We start from the raw sequence: 15,094 nt of genomic DNA on the forward strand, positions 1-15,094 counted from the left end.
CCGTCTGTCCCAGGAGAAGTGAGGATCCTATGACTCAAACTGCCCCAGCCATGGAGGCTACTGGCGTGCAGACGGAAGCCCTGGAAGAGCATGCGCCAGCGATCGACCTGTCCTCGCCGGAGCTCTATATCAACCGCCACCTTAGCCACCTGCAATTTAATATACGGGTGCTGGAGCAGGCGCTGGATGAGCGTCACCCGCTGATGGAGCGCTTGCAGTTCCTGCTGATTTTCTCCAGTAACCTGGACGAGTTTTTTGAGATTAAAGTGGCCGAGCTGCAGCGTCAGATACGCTTTGGCCGGGAAAAGGTCGGCCCGGATGGCTTGCAACCCCAGGAAGTGTTGCGCCGCATTCGGGAAATCTGTCATGAACAGGTCACCCGCCAGTACTCCATTCTGAATGATGTATTGATTCCGGCCATGGAGGCAGAGGGTATACGCTTCCTGCGTCGTCGCGAGTGGACCAAGGCCCAGCGGGAGTGGATCCGTAGTTATTTTATGGACACCCTGATGCCGGTAATGACACCGATAGGGCTGGATCCTGCTCACCCCTTCCCCCGCTTGGTTAACAAGAGTCTGAACTTTATTGTCTCGTTGGAAGGGAAGGATGCCTTTGGCCGGGATTCCGGTTTGGCCATTATCCCAGCACCGCGCTCCATGCCCCGTCTGATCCGCTTGCCGGATGAGCTATGTCGCGGTGGCGATAACCTGGTGTTTCTCTCCTCGGTGATACACGCCTTTGCCGATGAGCTTTTCCCTGGCATGGAAATGAAGGGCTGCTATCAATTCCGCCTGACTCGTAATGCCGACCTGGATTTGGATGCGGAAGAAGTCGATGACTTGGCCCGCGCCCTAAAAGGGGAGTTGCAGCACCGTCAGTTTGGCCAGGCTGTCCGCCTGGAGGTAGCGGATAACTGCCCTGATATGCTGGTGAGCTTCTTGTTGGAAGAGTTTGGCTTGAGTGACAACGAGTTGTATCGGGTCAACGGTCCGGTGAACCTGAGCCGTTTAACCGCGGTGCGTGAGTTGGTCACCCGTGCTGATCTGGCCTACACCAGCTTCTCCCCGGGCATGCCCAGACGTCTGCGTGATAAGAAGTCGATGTTCGAAGCATTGCGGCAACGGGATTTGCTGCTCTTTCATCCTTATGAGTCTTTCACCCCGGTGGTGGATATGCTGCGTGAAGCGGCGCGTGATCCGAGGGTGCTGGCGATTAAACAGACTCTTTATCGCACCGGTGGCAACTCGGAAATTGTCGCAGCCTTAGTCGAGGCCGCCCGTAACGGTAAAGAAGTGACGGCGGTGATCGAGATTCGCGCCCGTTTTGATGAGGAGAACAACCTTAAGCTGGCCAGCCTGCTGCAAGAAGCGGGGGTGGTCGTGGTATACGGGGTGGTGGGTTATAAAACCCATGCCAAGATGATGATGATTGTGCGCCATGAAGATGAGGGGCTGCGCCGTTATGTCCACCTGGGTACCGGCAACTATCACCAGGGTACCGCCCGTCTCTATACCGACTATTCGCTGCTGACCGCAGACCAAGAGGTGGGGGAGGATGTTCACAAGATCTTCCAGCAGCTCACTGGGATGGGCAAAATTCTGCGTTTGCAGAAGCTCTACAATGCACCCTTCTCTCTGCATCCGAAAATGGTCGAATTTATCCTGCGGGAAATGCGCAATGCTCAGGCGGGGAAAGAGGCTTACATCATCATTAAGGTTAACAGCCTGACCGAGCCTCGTTTGATTCGTACTCTGTATCGTGCCTCGCAGGCAGGCGTGAAGATCGATCTGATTGTGCGGGGGATGTGCTGTCTGCGTCCAGGTATTGCCGGGGTATCGGATAATATCCGGGTGCGCTCAATCATCGGTCGTTTCCTCGAACATACCCGGGTGTTTTATTTCCACAATGATGGTTCGCCGGAAATTTATGCAGCTAGTGCCGACTGGATGGAGCGTAACATGCTCTACCGGGTAGAGACCTGCTTCCCGATGGAACCTTTGCGTGTTGGCCCACGGGTGAAGAAGGATTTGGAGCTGTACCTGAGCGATAACAGCCAAAGCTGGGAGCTGCAGTCGGATGGTCACTACAGCCGTAATCATCCCCAGGAAGGTGAAGACCCGATCAGTGCCCAACAGCTGTTGCTGGAGCGCTTGGCGGCCGCCGCCACCTAAAGCGCCTGCGGTTTAATCACTATGCAAAAGGGCAGCCCGCGGGTTGCCCTTTGTATAGATGATGAGGGGGTTAGTGATATTCCAGGACTAGGCCAAGATTGCTGAGGTAAGCCGCCTCTTCAGCGAGTTCTGCACGGGTAAGGGGACGACTATCGAGCCATCCCGGAGGGAAGCTGAGCTGCAGGGTGGTGTCCTGTAAGGACAGGTTAAAGGCTGGCTGACGCTGTTTGTTGCGGTTACGGTGTAAGACCACTGCCAAGCGCAGCAAAACGGTGAGCTTTAAGCAGGGCTCGCGGTAGTTCAGGGGTAGCGCCTCGAAGGTGCTCTTACTGAGTTTGCGTCGGTGGTTGCGCACCAAGCTGGCCAGGGCCATCTGTTCTTGGCGGGTAAAGCCGGCGAGATCCGCATTTTCCAGAATATAGGCACCGTGCTTATGGAAATTGGAGTGGGCAATGGCTAAGCCAATTTCATGGGTGCGGGCCGCCCAGCTGAGTAAATGATGGTATTCCGGCTCTAACAGATCCCATTGCTGTTTGACCTGAGCCAGGGCAATGAGTGCAGAGTTCTCCACCCGATAGGCATGGCGCTTATCAACGTGGTAGCGGCGCATCTGGGCGTCAATGGTGCGTTCCCGAATATCCTCATGCAGCAAGCGGCCCTGCATATCCAGCAGCAAGCCTTCACGTAGGGCGCCATCTGCCTTGTACATCATCTCGATATCTAGGGCATTAAAAATTGCCCATAGAATTGCCAAGCCAGCGGGGAGCAGATTTTGCCGGTCTGGTTTTAAGGTATCGAGTTTGAGCAGGCTGACATGCTTGGTTTGCATCAGTTTTTTGCGCAGCTTGCGTAGGCCGTCCAAGCTAATGCCTGCCTCGCTCCAGCCTTGGGTGACACAGATGTTTTCAATCGACTTAATCGTACCGGAGGCGCCAATAGCGAGGTCCCAGCTGTGGCGTTTGAAGTGCTGGCGAATCGCCATGAGCTCACGCTGGGCGGCCATCACTGCCTTACGAAAGGATTTCTCATTAATTTCGCCATCGGCAAAGAAACGTTGGGTGTAGGACACGCAGCCCATGTGCAGGCTTTCTAGTGCCTTGGGCTCCATTCGCTCACCGATAATGAACTCAGTAGAGCCACCGCCAATATCCACCACCAAGCGGCTACCACTGCTGCCCGCCAGGGATTGAGCGGCACCGAGGTAAATTAAACGTGCCTCTTCACGGCCAGCAATAACCTCGATAGGGTGTTGAATCAGGCTCTGTGCCCGGCGGATGAACTCATCTCGATTGCGCGCTGCTCGCAGCGCATTGGTGCCCACAATTTTCACTGCGCCTCTGGGCATTCCGGCAATTCGCTGGGCGAAGCGCTCCAGGCAGGCCAGACCTCGTTCCATGGCGTCTTCGCTGAGATTGTCATTGGCGTCCAAACCTGCGGCTAGCTGTACTTTTTCGCCCATCTTATCGACGATCTGTACATCGCCCTGTACCAAGCGGGCTAACACCATATGGAAGGAGTTGGAGCCAAGATCGATGGCTGCAATCAGAGGATGTTCAACCGCTTGGGTTGCAACGACGGATTCAGTGTTGACCATAGTGTCCCTTGAAATGCGCGCAGGTGCCCCTACTTTTCGCCATAGGTTAGCAGAAAGCCTTGGAAACCCAAGACAGGAATAGCGATTAAAGCGTCCGACCAATGGCTTTCACTCGCCCCTTTTACCACCCTGAGGGCAGTGCTAAGATGGGCCCCACTTCAGGTCACGAATTATTGGAGACCCCTAATGAGCAATATTCAAATCATCAGCGATGCCTCTTTCGACGAGGATGTACTCAAGGCCGAGGGCCCCGTGCTGGTCGATTATTGGGCTGAGTGGTGTGGCCCCTGTAAAATGATCGCGCCTGTACTGGAAGAGATCGCCAAGGAGTACGACGGTCGTCTGAAAGTGTGCAAGCTGAACGTGGATGATAACCCTGATACCCCGCCCAAGTTCGGGATTCGCGGTATCCCCACGCTGATGCTGTTCAAAGGCGGCAATGTGGAGGCCACTAAGGTGGGCGCACTGTCGAAGTCTCAGTTGAGCGCTTTTATCGACGCGAACATCTGATCCAGGCTTGACAAGATGCCCCCTGCGGGGCATCTTCCCATCTGATTTCTGGACAGCTCTGGGCTTATTCACTATTATCCCCCTGTCCATTCTGGAAGTCAGTCCAAGCCCCCGGCCTTAAGCCATCCGCATACTGACCTCTTTTACTGCTGTAATTTACTGCTTAAGTTTTATGTGACTCCACCCTAGGGTGGCCCTCCTCTCACTTCGTCTAAAGCGAGTGATCGCCTCTTTCATGCTATGAATCTTACCGAACTCAAACAAAAACCTGTCCAAGAACTGCTAGAGCTCGCGGATGAGATGGGCCTGGAAAATATGGCTCGCTCCCGTAAGCAGGATGTAATTTTCTCTATCCTGAAAAAACACGCCAAAGTAGGTGAAGACATCTACGGCGATGGGGTACTGGAAATCCTGCAAGATGGCTTTGGCTTCCTACGCTCTGCGGATTCTTCTTATCTGGCCGGCCCAGATGATATTTACGTTTCCCCCAGCCAGATCCGCCGCTTTAACCTGCGTAAAGGCGATACCATCACCGGTAAAATTCGTCCGCCCAAAGAGGGGGAGCGCTATTTCGCCCTGCTGAAGGTGGGGGATATTAACTTTGATCGCCCTGAGGCTTCGAAAAACAAGGTTCTGTTTGAGAACCTGACCCCCTTGTTCCCTAACAAGCGTCTGAAGCTTGAACAGGGTAACGGCAGTACCGAAGACCTGACTTCCCGTGTCATTGACCTGATCTGCCCGATTGGTAAAGGTCAGCGGGCGCTGATTGTATCTCCGCCTAAAGCGGGTAAGACGCTGATGTTGCAGAACATCGCCAACTCCATTTCGCGTAACAACCCTGAGTGCTACCTGATCGTTCTGTTGATCGATGAGCGTCCCGAGGAAGTGACCGAAATGCAGCGCACCGTGCGCGGTGAAGTCGTGGCTTCTACCTTCGATGAACCCCCAGCCCGTCACGTACAGGTCGCGGAAATGGTCATCGAAAAGGCTAAGCGCCTGGTTGAGCACAAGAAAGATGTGGTGATTCTGTTGGATTCTATTACCCGTCTGGCGCGTGCTTACAACACCGTCATTCCCAGCTCTGGTAAAGTGCTGACCGGTGGTGTGGATGCCCATGCGCTGGAAAAACCCAAGCGCTTCTTCGGTGCGGCCCGTAATATTGAAGAAGGTGGCTCTTTGACCATTATCGCTACCGCGCTGGTGGACACCGGTTCGAAGATGGACGATGTGATTTTCGAAGAGTTCAAAGGTACCGGTAACGCGGAAATCCATCTGGATCGTCGCATTGCAGAAAAGCGTACCTTCCCTGCGATCAACATTCGCCGCTCCGGTACCCGTCGTGAAGATCTGCTGACTTCCGAGGAAGAGCTGCAGCGCATGTGGATTCTGCGTAAGCTGCTGGATCCGATGGATGATGCGGCGGCCATCGAGTTTGTCCTCGATAAGCTGAAGGACTTTAAGACCAACGATGAGTTCTTCATGTCGATGAAGCGAGGTTAAACTTCCTCGACTTCTCAGTGCAAAAGGGTAAGTCTCTGACTTGCCCTTTTGCCTATTCAGGCACCCCAAAACCTTGCTTTTTATCTGGAAAAGCGCTGCCTGCTGTAAGGTGCATTGATGACCATGAAATATCAGGATCTGCGTGATTTTATCCGCCTGCTTGAACAGCGGGGGGAGCTCAAGCGTATTCAGGTGGAAGTCGATCCTCATCTGGAAATGACGGAAATCTGTGACCGTACCCTGCGCAAGGGCGGCCCAGCACTGTTATTTGAAAATCCCAAAGGTTACGACATGCCGGTGTTGGCCAATCTATTTGGTACCCCTGAGCGGGTGGCATTAGGCATGGGGGCCGAGTCGGTAGAAGCACTGCGGGAAGTGGGTAAACTGCTGGCCTTTCTGAAAGAGCCCGAGCCTCCCAAGGGCATGAAGGATGCCTGGGATAAGCTACCGCTATTCAAGCAGGTGCTGAATATGGGGCCCAAGGTGGTCTCCAAGGCGCCTTGCCAAGCCAAGGTTTGGCAGGGTGAGGAAGTGGATCTCTATAAGCTGCCGATTCAAACCTGTTGGCCTGGTGATGCTGGTCCTCTGGTGACCTGGCCCCTGGTGATTACCCGTGGGCCGAATAAAGAGCGGCAGAATCTGGGTATTTACCGTCAGCAGCTGATAGGTCGTAACCGTCTGATTATGCGCTGGTTAGCGCATCGTGGCGGTGCTCTGGATTATCGTGAATGGTGTCAGCAGCATCCGGGTCAGCCGTTCCCGGTGGCGGTGGCCTTGGGTGCCGACCCTGCGACTATCTTGGGGGCAGTGACGCCGGTGCCGGATACCCTGTCGGAATATGCCTTTGCTGGTCTCCTGCGTGGCAGTAAAACCGAAGTCGTGCAGTGCCTGGGCTCCAATCTGCAAGTGCCCGCCAGTGCTGAAATTGTCCTGGAAGGCTTTATCTACCCTGATGATATGGCGGATGAAGGCCCCTTTGGTGACCATACCGGTTATTACAATGAGGTAGATCGCTTCCCGGTCTTTACCGTTGAGCGAGTCACCATGAGGGATAAGCCGATTTACCATAGTACCTATACTGGACGTCCACCTGATGAGCCGGCGGTATTGGGGGTGGCGCTGAACGAGGTCTTTGTTCCTATTCTGCAAAAGCAATTTCCGGAGATTGTTGATTTTTATTTACCCCCAGAAGGTTGTTCCTATCGCCTGGCGGTGGTCAGTATGAAGAAGCAGTATCCGGGCCACGCCAAGCGGGTGATGATGGGAGTCTGGTCGTTTCTGCGTCAGTTCATGTACACCAAGTTTGTTATCGTGGTGGATGAGGACGTCAATACCCGTGATTGGCAGGATGTCATTTGGGCGATTACCACCCGTATGGATCCGGCGCGGGATACCCTATTAATAGAGAATACGCCAATCGACTATTTGGATTTTGCCTCGCCAGTATCGGGGTTAGGCTCGAAAATGGGCCTGGATGCCACCAATAAGTGGGCGGGGGAAACCAATCGAGAGTGGGGCGTGCCCATCAGCATGGATGAGGCAGTTAAACAGCGAGTAGATGCCCTCTGGGATGAGTTGGGCATAGAGTGAGAGGTGTGGTGTGACCCGTTTTGAGTGTCAGATTGTGGATGTGACCCCGCTTAAGGGTGATGTCTTTCGCGTGCAGTTGCAGGTCCTGACGGATACTCCCTGTCCTTATCAGGCGGGTCAGTATTTGCAATTGTTATTACCCAGCGGAGAACAACCGGCGTTTTCTTTAGCCTCGACCCCAGCTGCTTGGCCTGCCCTGGAGCTGCACGTGCGACGCACCACCGATAATGGACTGTCGGCCAAGGTGGTTGAGGTGTTGCAACAAGGGGGAAAGATTGCGGTTAGTTTGGCGGCGGGTGACGCTGTCTGGCAAGCCCCGGCTGCTGAGGCGCCGATTTTGATGTTGGCTGCCAGCACGGGTTTTGCCCAGGTGAAAAGCTTAGTGGAGCAAGCCTTGGCAGAGGGATGGCAAGGGCCCTTGTATGTCTACTGGGGCGTACGTGTGGCGGAGGACCTGTACTGGCCTGAGCTCGCGCAGCAGTGGGTGAGTACCCACGCTAATGTGCACTTTATTCCGGTTGTCAGTGAAGGGGCTGGTGAAGCCTGGCAGGGGCGGACGGGCTTACTGCATGAGGCCGTGCTGGCCGACAAACATGATCTGACCCAGGCGCAGGTGTGGGTGTCGGGCTCACCTGGTATGGTCTATGCCACCCTGGATGCCTTTATGTTGCAGGGGCTGCATAAGCAGCAGATGCATTCCGATGTGTTTGCCTATGCCCCACGTGATGAGGTGCCGGCCTAGGCCTCCATAGCGGCACTACTGAACTGCAAAAATGAGCGCCAAAACAAAACCGCCGCCCAGCTTCCTGTGCGGCGGTTTTTGTTTCAGCGTTTAGCCAGTCTTTTTCTGATCGGGCATGGGCAGGCTAGGTAAGCCCTGATCAAAGAGTTTGGCGTGCTTTAACAGTAAGCTGGCACCACTGACCTGCTCGCCCAAATGGAGCAGTAAGCGAGCCAGTTCCTGCAAGGCTTCATGGCTGGGCTCGGCAGTGAGGCTGGCTTCAAAGTATTGTCGCGCTTTAGGCCATTGCTGCAGTTGCAGAGCAATACGCCCCAGGCTGAGCAGTAACGGGCCATCGTCAGGACGCTGCTTGAGCCATTGCTCTGCCTGCTTGAGCTGACGCTCCAGATTTTCCCCTTTGCTGATGCCGTACAGGCGTACCAACTGGGTATCCCAATGCTGGTTGAGTTGGTTGCGTAGCACGATCTCAACCTTGTCTTCGGCACCGAGGCTGTGTAGGCGCTGCACATAGGCCCGCACAATTTCCAGTTGCTCTTGCAGTGCCTTGGGCAGCTGTTGCCAGGTGTTGAGCACCTGCTGGATACGTTCTTCCTGGCTCATACTGGCATCATTGCCAGCCTGGCTCAGGCGTTCACTCCAGCACAGTTGTTCCAGTTGTTGCAGGCTGCTGTGGTCGAGCACCTGTAAGCGACGCAGATCACTGAGCAGTTCTGTTAGCGCGGTCCAGTCCTTCAAGGCCAGATAGCAGTCCTTCAACTGACGGAGAATCTGCGGATGCTTGGGTGCTTGCTTGCGCAGATTAAGCAGGGTGGCCAGGGCTTTCTCGTAGTTGCCGCGTTCAAGTAGTAATTGGGCCTGAGTCATACCCACGGCCAATCCAGCCCCCTTAGTGCTTTGACTGGCCTGTTGCAGCCACTTATCCGCCTGCTCGTTGTTGCCCAGCGCCTGGGCAGCCTGGGCGGCAGACAGGTAGTTGATCAGGGGTTGTTCGCTTTTACTGGCGGCCTGGCTTAACCAGCGCTCGGCCTGTTTAAAGCGGCCATCCGCCAGGGCAAGTAGCCCTCGGGTGGTTTTGACGCTGGCTTTGTTTTGCAAGCGGTGGTGGCGCCACAGACGGAAGCGTTCCCCTGGCAGACGCAGTTTATAGAACAGCATCAACAGGCCATGCAGTAGCATAAATAGCAGCAGGCTGATCAGCATCCCTATCCAGAGGCTGGTTTCCAGCGTCCAGCTTTGGAATGCCACCAGGATATAGCCGCTGTCTTTGGTGATCTCCTGACCAATCCAGGTGCCGAGCAGCAGCACGATCAGGATAAAGAGGAAGAGTTTTTTCATCCTGCACTACCTCCCTGTTGGCTGCTGGGGCCATGGATCGCTTTTAGATAGGCTTTCAGCGTATTCAGTGAGTTGCTGATATCCGGCAGCTGGGGGGCGACTTGCAATTGGCGTAGTTCTTTTAAGCCTTGCAGCAGGGCTTGAGTAGCCGCTTGCTCTTGATTGAAGTAGCGCGGAATCCACTCTAATGCTTTATCCAGGCTGGCATCATAGGCCTGCTGCTTGCCCTGTAGCAGGGCCAGTTGCGCTTGCTCCAGCATGAGATGCAGATTCTGCTGCAGGTAGAAATGTTCCTGTGGTGACAGCAGCGGCTGTACTTCGCCGTCACGCTTATGGACCACGACCAGCTCATTTAGTTTACGCCAAGCCTTATCCCAGGCTTCGCTCAGACTCGCGCCCCAGCTGGCGGCGGCTTCTTCACCGGCGACTTCTTTGAGTAGCGTGGGAATGGTTTCCTGATCGGTGACAGGCAGCAGGCTGAGTTGATCAACCTGTTGATTTAAGGCGGCCAGGCGCAGGAAGCTGCCTTCTACATCCAGTTTAGGAATAGCTTCCAGCTTGGCCAGATCTTCTGCCAGAGCTTTACGCACGGGGTAGACGGAAACATCATCCAGCTCACGCAGGATGGCGTCAGCGGACTGGAGCAGGGCCAGGGCGCCGCTAGCGGTCCCCTCGGTCAAAATACGTTGATTGGCCAGGCGCAGCAGGTATTCGATTTCAGCCAGTTGCCAGTCAGTACGGCTGGTACTGGTTAGGGCACGCATCTGCTGTAAGCCGGTGTCGATGCGCTGTTCGGCGGCAGCTAGTTCTGTGAGCGCCTTTTGTTGTTGCTGGCGGATGTCGCCTAACTGACCCTGCAGATTCTCCTGCAGCTTTTGACTTTGCTGTTGCTGGCTACTCTGCACGCTGCTGAGGCTGGCCTCCAGAATGGACAGCTGGCTACTGCTCAGTTGTTGCTGTTGCTGTAATTGCCAATAGGTGTAACCACTGAAGGCCAGTGCGCCGGCACCGAGCAGGATAGCGATGACCAGCGGCGCCTTACTGGCTTTGGTGGCGGGTTCGGCAGCTTTGTTGCTGGGCGCCAAGGGGGGCTCAGTGGGCTGGCTGATTTTTTCCTGTGCTGTAGCAGCCGGTTGCGCAGTCTGCTTGGCTAGCTGTGTATCACGGCTGGGTTCGTTGACCTGGGCAGCCGGTGCGGCAGCCGCCTTATCTTTGCGCTTCTTATTGCTGGGCGCATCAGTCTGGGGCTGGTTAGCGGGAGTATCCGGTGTGCTGTTCTGTTCAGTCATGCGAACATCCATCCTGTTGACAGGGGGCGCCTTGGCGCCACCGGGTTAAACAATCAAGCATGGCGTGATCCTGGGCGCCAGCACTGATGAGTATAGTGGGCCAACCCTGGTGTTGCGCCAGTTCCGCTACCCGTTGGCTGGGAACAACCAGGGGCAGGGGGCGTGGACCACCACAAAGTTGGTGAAAATGGTGCAGTGCTTCACCACTGCTTAGCAATACCACTTGGGTATCAGCCAGAAGCTGGGCGAAGTGTGCGGGAGCCGGGCAGGGCTGGCGTCGATATAAGATAGCCTGGCAAACTTCGACCCCAGCGGTCTGGAGTTGCTCTGCCAGTAGCGTGCGCCCGCCTTCTCCTTTTAATAACAATACTTTGCCATGTTGCAGCTGTTGTAGAGCAGGATGCCGCAATAGGGCTTCGGAGTCTTCTCCATCGGCGCCAGTTTCCGCCTCAATCCCGTACTCGGCCAATTCTGCGGCAGTGCCTGCCCCGACTGCCAGCCAGCGTATGCCGATGGGGAGTTGTGGCCAGTATTGGTCGATTAGCTCGATCGCTAGGCGCGCGGCCGGGCGACTGGTACAGATGACCACCTGGTAGTAATCCAGATTGAGTAAGGCCTGTTTGGCTGCTTGATAGGCGCTGTCTTGTTCGCTGAGGGCTTCAATCTGTAATAGCGGTAGCCAGGTTGGCTGGGCTCCATGCTGTTGCAGCAGGTGCACCAGCGCCTGCCCTTGTGGGGCAGGACGGGTGACCAGAATCCGTAGCCCGTGCAGGGCCTTAGCCTTGTCCATAGACCTCGGCCAGAATCGCTCCGGCCCCCTGGGCTAACAGATCTTCCGCCACCTGGATGCCCAGTTGTTCCGCTTGCTGGCGCACAGCGCGGGCTTCGGCACGCAGGACCAGGCTGCCATCTGGACGGCCAACCAAGGCTCGCAACCAGAGGTGTTCGCCTTCCAGTTCGGCGTAACAGCCGATCGGTACCTGACAGCCCCCTTCCAGGTGGCGATTGAGGGCGCGCTCGGCCATCACTCGATCGGCGGTATCGGCATCATGTAATGGAGCGAGCAGGGCCCGGGTGTGTTCATCATCCAGACGACATTCAATACCCACGGCACCCTGGCCGCCGGCGGGCAGGCTGGTGGTGGCAGGGAGGACCTGGCGGATGCGTTCCGGCATCTGTAAACGAATCAGGCCGGCACAGGCGAGGACGATGGCGTCATATTCGCCCCGGTCGAGCTTGCTGAGTCGGGTGTTGACGTTGCCGCGCAGATCGCGCAGTTGCAGGTCAGGGCGCAGTGCCTTTAGTTGCACTTGGCGACGCAGGCTGGAAGTGCCGACCACGGCGCCTTGCGGCAGGGCATCCAAGTCAGCGAAGTGGTTGCTGACAAAGGCGTCATAGGGATTTTCCCGCGGGCAGATCACCGTCAGCCCTAAGCCTGCTGGAAAGGCCATGGGTACATCTTTCATGGAGTGCACAGCAATATCGGCCTCATCGTTAAGCAGAGCATGTTCCAGCTCTTTGACGAAGAGTCCTTTGCCGCCAATTTTGGCTAAGGGCGTATCCAGAATTTTATCGCCCTGGGTGGTCATGCCCACCAGTTCCACGGCGATGCCGGGGTGCAATTGCTGCAGACGGGCTTTGACGTACTCCGCTTGCCACAGGGCAAGGGGACTTTTACGGGTCGCGATGCGTATCTTGGTGCTCATGGGCCATCCATTACTGGGCGTGTTGCCATGCAAAAATTGCGGCCATTCTAGCAAAACTTGGCTGGGGCGGCAGGATTAAGGTCAGCAAAAGCGCTATTGGCGTTGTCATGGCGGCGTTTTCCGTGTTTATTAACCCCGGTTTAATGACAGGAGCAGGTCATGACTCAAGGTTGGATTGTGCTGGCTGCGGCCCTGAATGGCTTCCTGGCGGTGGCGCTTGGTGCCTTTGCCGCCCATGGTCTGAAAGCGCGGCTGGATGCCTACAGCCTGCAGATCATCAATACCGCTGCCCATTATCAGTTGGTGCACGCAGTGGCATTGTTGGCCCTGGCCTGGCTACTGCAACAACATCCCCAACTCAGTGGCTTGTTGCGTTGGCAAGCCAGCTGCTGGATTGTCGGGGTGGTGCTATTTTCCGGTAGCCTTTACCTGTTGGGGATGACCGGCATCAAGTGGTTAGGGGCGATTACCCCCTTGGGCGGTCTGCTGTTATTAGCCGGTTGGTTATTGCTGGCCTGGGCGGGATATCGCCTGCTGGGAAATTGAGGATATAAGCATGATTCGGGTAGTGGTAAATGGTGAGGAACAGCAGCTCAGTACGTCGCTGAGTGTGTTGGCCTTATTGCAGCAACTGGAATTGGCGGGCAAGCGGGTAGCCGTCGAGCTTAACGGCGAGATTGTGCCCAGTAGCCTGCATGAGCAAACCCTATTACAACAAGACGACCGTATCGAAGTCGTCCATGCCATCGGCGGCGGCTGAGCGGCAGCTTATAACAGACCCTGTCAGCCCCAGGGGGATAACTCATTAACTGCGAGGCAAAAGAATGCGTGACGATAGTTGGGAAATAGCGGGACGTCGTTTTCACTCACGCTTGCTGGTCGGCACTGGCAAGTATCAGGATTTACAGCAAACCCGTGAGGCAATTGAGGCCAGTGGGGCCGAGATTGTCACGGTGGCGGTGCGCCGCACCAACATTGGTCAGAATCCGGGTGAGCCGAATTTGCTGGAGGTGATTTCACCCGAGCGTTACACCATTCTGCCTAATACTGCTGGCTGCTATAACGCCGAGGATGCGGTGCGCACCTGCCGTTTAGCCCGTGAGCTCCTGGATGGCCATGATCTGGTGAAGCTGGAAGTGCTGGGTGATCAGAAGACGCTCTATCCCAACGTGGTGGAGACCCTGAAAGCGGCAGAAACGCTGGTGAAAGATGGCTTCAAGGTGATGGTTTACAGCAGCGATGATCCTATCGTTGCCAAAGAACTGGAAAAGCGGGGCTGTATCGCGGTGATGCCGCTGGGCTCGATGATCGGCTCGGGGCTTGGCATTGTGAACCCCTATAACCTGCGCATTATTCTGGAGCAGGCCGAGGTGCCGGTACTGGTGGATGCTGGGGTGGGCACCGCTTCGGATGCGGCGGTGGCGATGGAGCTTGGCTGTGTGGCGGTACTGATGAACACCGCTATTGCTGCGGCCCGCGAGCCTGTGCTAATGGCCAGTGCGATGAAAAAAGCAGTGGAAGCCGGACGTGAAGCCTACTTGGCCGGGCGGATGCCGAAGCGGCTCTATGCCAGTGCTTCATCGCCGCTAGAAGGGCTAATTCAGCCAGGCTGAACAGCCTAGAGAGCTGATGAACAATAAAAATGGGGTGCTGGGCACCCCATTTTGTTTAGCTTGTGCCTTAACCGTCGGCGGTGATCTTAGTGATCAGCTCCTGCAGTACTGTGGCAGCCTTATCGTTGGCTACCTGGCAGGTGCCGGCATTGGCATGACCGCCTCCACCGTAACTCAGGCATAACTCGCCCACATTGGTGTTGGAGCTCTTATTAAAGATCGATTTGCCGATGGCAAAGACGGTGTTTTGTTGCTTTAACCCCCACATCTGGTGAATGGAGATATTGCACTGGGGATAGAGGGCATACACCACAAAGCGGTTGGTGGCATAGATGGTCTCCTCATCGCGCAGATCCAGCACCACCAGGTTTTGATGCACGCTGGCGCAGCGTTTGATTTGCTCCTTGGCCTGTTCCGCATGCTCGAAGTACAGCTCAACCCGTTCTTTGACATCGGGGAGCTGCAGAATGGACTCAATGCTGTTATCGGCACAGTAGTCGATCAGCTCCATCATCAACTGATAGTTGGAGATGCGGAACTCACGGAAGCGGCCCAGCCCGGTACGAGCATCCATAATAAAGTTAAGCAGCTCCCAGCCCTTGGGGTTGAGCACTTCATCTTGGCTGAAACGGGCCGAGTCGCCCTTGTCCACCGCCTCCATCATCGCCGTCCAGCTGGCTGGAAAACGCTCCAACCCACCGTAGTAGTCATAGACCACCCGTGCCGCTGAAGGGGCATCCGGATCAATAATATGGTTAGTGGCGATGTTGTCGTTGCGAATGGTTTCGCTCAGGTGGTGATCAAAGGCCAGATGGCAGCCGGCAACATAAGGCAGGTTAGTGGTGATATCCCGCTCACTGATCTCGACCAAACCATCCTGCATATCTTTGGGATGAACAAATTTGATGTCATCAATCAGGTTAAGGTGCTTGAGTAAGACGGCACAGACCAAGCCATCGAAATCGCTGCGGGTTACCAGCCGGTAAGTGTTCCCTGACATCTCGAACTCCTGGGTTGTTTTGGCGGGCAGGGCCCAAAGGGTGA

The 15,094-nt window shown here is 55.7% G+C and carries 14 protein-coding genes; 8 read left to right on the plus strand and 6 right to left on the minus strand.

Annotation, left to right across the window (positions count from 1 at the left end; translation table 11 throughout):
- Positions 1 to 29 precede the first annotated feature (29 nt).
- Complete coding sequence (gene ppk1 / locus Q334_RS0102860; RefSeq protein ID WP_211249477.1) at positions 30 to 2,171, plus strand: polyphosphate kinase 1; 2,142 nt, start codon at positions 30 to 32, stop codon at positions 2,169 to 2,171.
- Between the two features lie 70 nt (positions 2,172 to 2,241).
- On the opposite strand, the gene ppx is transcribed toward ppk1, so the two are convergent.
- Positions 2,242 to 3,765, minus strand: a complete 1,524-nt coding sequence (gene ppx / locus Q334_RS0102865; protein ID WP_027311886.1) for an exopolyphosphatase — start codon at positions 3,763 to 3,765, stop codon at positions 2,242 to 2,244.
- A gap of 186 nt (positions 3,766 to 3,951) precedes the next feature.
- On the opposite strand from ppx, the gene trxA reads away from it, so the two are divergent.
- From trxA to Q334_RS17810, 4 genes are all read left to right on the plus strand, one after another.
- Positions 3,952 to 4,275 carry a thioredoxin TrxA gene (gene trxA, locus Q334_RS0102870; RefSeq protein WP_027311887.1) on the plus strand — a complete coding sequence of 108 codons (324 nt, stop codon included), beginning with the start codon at positions 3,952 to 3,954 and terminating at the stop codon, positions 4,273 to 4,275.
- Between the two features lie 240 nt (positions 4,276 to 4,515).
- Positions 4,516 to 5,775 carry a transcription termination factor Rho gene (gene rho / locus Q334_RS0102875; RefSeq protein WP_027311888.1) on the plus strand — a complete coding sequence of 420 codons (1,260 nt, stop codon included), beginning with the start codon at positions 4,516 to 4,518 and terminating at the stop codon, positions 5,773 to 5,775.
- A gap of 123 nt (positions 5,776 to 5,898) precedes the next feature.
- Positions 5,899 to 7,365 carry a 4-hydroxy-3-polyprenylbenzoate decarboxylase gene (gene ubiD, locus Q334_RS0102880; protein ID WP_027311889.1) on the plus strand — a complete coding sequence of 489 codons (1,467 nt, stop codon included), beginning with the start codon at positions 5,899 to 5,901 and terminating at the stop codon, positions 7,363 to 7,365.
- Between the two features lie 10 nt (positions 7,366 to 7,375).
- On the plus strand, positions 7,376 to 8,107 hold the full coding sequence (locus Q334_RS17810; RefSeq protein WP_051527472.1) for an NAD(P)H-flavin reductase: 732 nt from the start codon (positions 7,376 to 7,378) through the stop codon (positions 8,105 to 8,107).
- Between the two features lie 90 nt (positions 8,108 to 8,197).
- On the opposite strand, the gene Q334_RS0102890 is transcribed toward Q334_RS17810, so the two are convergent.
- Genes Q334_RS0102890 through hemC form a run of 4 tightly spaced genes read right to left on the minus strand, consistent with a single transcriptional unit; the run spans position 8,198 to position 12,437 of the window.
- Complete coding sequence (locus tag Q334_RS0102890; RefSeq protein WP_027311890.1) at positions 8,198 to 9,442, minus strand: heme biosynthesis protein HemY; 1,245 nt, start codon at positions 9,440 to 9,442, stop codon at positions 8,198 to 8,200.
- Positions 9,439 to 10,731: a uroporphyrinogen-III C-methyltransferase gene (locus Q334_RS17815; RefSeq protein WP_051527473.1), complete on the minus strand. Its 1,293-nt coding sequence runs from the start codon at positions 10,729 to 10,731 to the stop codon at positions 9,439 to 9,441. Before Q334_RS17815 ends, Q334_RS0102890 begins: the two co-directional genes overlap by 4 nt.
- Entirely contained in the window at positions 10,724 to 11,521 is a 798-nt protein-coding gene (locus Q334_RS17820) for a uroporphyrinogen-III synthase (protein ID WP_051527474.1), read from the minus strand. The genes Q334_RS17815 and Q334_RS17820 overlap by 8 nt, the downstream gene beginning before the upstream one ends.
- Positions 11,508 to 12,437, minus strand: a complete 930-nt coding sequence (hemC, locus tag Q334_RS0102905; protein ID WP_027311891.1) for a hydroxymethylbilane synthase — start codon at positions 12,435 to 12,437, stop codon at positions 11,508 to 11,510. The genes Q334_RS17820 and hemC overlap by 14 nt, the downstream gene beginning before the upstream one ends.
- Positions 12,438 to 12,596: 159 nt before the next feature.
- On the opposite strand from hemC, the gene Q334_RS0102910 reads away from it, so the two are divergent.
- From Q334_RS0102910 to Q334_RS0102920, 3 genes are all read left to right on the plus strand, one after another.
- The gene (locus tag Q334_RS0102910; RefSeq protein WP_027311892.1) at positions 12,597 to 12,983 is read left to right on the plus strand and encodes a DUF423 domain-containing protein; all 387 of its coding nucleotides are present in this window, start codon (positions 12,597 to 12,599) and stop codon (positions 12,981 to 12,983) included.
- A gap of 10 nt (positions 12,984 to 12,993) precedes the next feature.
- Entirely contained in the window at positions 12,994 to 13,197 is a 204-nt protein-coding gene (gene thiS, locus Q334_RS0102915; RefSeq protein ID WP_281172989.1) for a sulfur carrier protein ThiS, read from the plus strand.
- Between the two features lie 64 nt (positions 13,198 to 13,261).
- On the plus strand, positions 13,262 to 14,050 hold the full coding sequence (locus Q334_RS0102920; RefSeq protein ID WP_027311894.1) for a thiazole synthase: 789 nt from the start codon (positions 13,262 to 13,264) through the stop codon (positions 14,048 to 14,050).
- A 67-nt stretch (positions 14,051 to 14,117) separates the two neighbouring features.
- Here Q334_RS0102920 and Q334_RS0102925 read toward each other — a convergent pair whose 3' ends face one another.
- Positions 14,118 to 15,050 (minus strand): DHH family phosphoesterase, encoded by a 933-nt coding sequence (locus tag Q334_RS0102925; protein ID WP_027311895.1) that lies wholly within the window; start codon positions 15,048 to 15,050, stop codon positions 14,118 to 14,120.
- Positions 15,051 to 15,094: the final 44 nt, after the last annotated feature.

It is taken from the genome of Balneatrix alpica DSM 16621 (assembly GCF_000619885.1).
Taxonomy (GTDB): Bacteria; Pseudomonadota; Gammaproteobacteria; order Pseudomonadales; family Balneatricaceae; genus Balneatrix; species Balneatrix alpica.

Coding starts and splice junctions, on each gene's coding strand:
- ppk1 (WP_211249477.1), top strand. CDS start 30: ATGACTCAAACTGCCCCAGCCATGGAGGCTACTGGCGTGCAGACGGAA.
- Q334_RS17820 (WP_051527474.1), bottom strand. CDS start 11,521: ATGGACAAGGCTAAGGCCCTGCACGGGCTACGGATTCTGGTCACCCGT.
- hemC (WP_027311891.1), bottom strand. CDS start 12,437: ATGAGCACCAAGATACGCATCGCGACCCGTAAAAGTCCCCTTGCCCTG.
- ppx (WP_027311886.1), bottom strand. CDS start 3,765: ATGGTCAACACTGAATCCGTCGTTGCAACCCAAGCGGTTGAACATCCT.
- trxA (WP_027311887.1), top strand. CDS start 3,952: ATGAGCAATATTCAAATCATCAGCGATGCCTCTTTCGACGAGGATGTA.
- Q334_RS0102925 (WP_027311895.1), bottom strand. CDS start 15,050: ATGTCAGGGAACACTTACCGGCTGGTAACCCGCAGCGATTTCGATGGC.
- Q334_RS0102890 (WP_027311890.1), bottom strand. CDS start 9,442: ATGAAAAAACTCTTCCTCTTTATCCTGATCGTGCTGCTGCTCGGCACC.
- Q334_RS0102910 (WP_027311892.1), top strand. CDS start 12,597: ATGACTCAAGGTTGGATTGTGCTGGCTGCGGCCCTGAATGGCTTCCTG.
- Q334_RS0102920 (WP_027311894.1), top strand. CDS start 13,262: ATGCGTGACGATAGTTGGGAAATAGCGGGACGTCGTTTTCACTCACGC.
- Q334_RS17815 (WP_051527473.1), bottom strand. CDS start 10,731: ATGACTGAACAGAACAGCACACCGGATACTCCCGCTAACCAGCCCCAG.
- ubiD (WP_027311889.1), top strand. CDS start 5,899: ATGAAATATCAGGATCTGCGTGATTTTATCCGCCTGCTTGAACAGCGG.
- rho (WP_027311888.1), top strand. CDS start 4,516: ATGAATCTTACCGAACTCAAACAAAAACCTGTCCAAGAACTGCTAGAG.
- thiS (WP_281172989.1), top strand. CDS start 12,994: ATGATTCGGGTAGTGGTAAATGGTGAGGAACAGCAGCTCAGTACGTCG.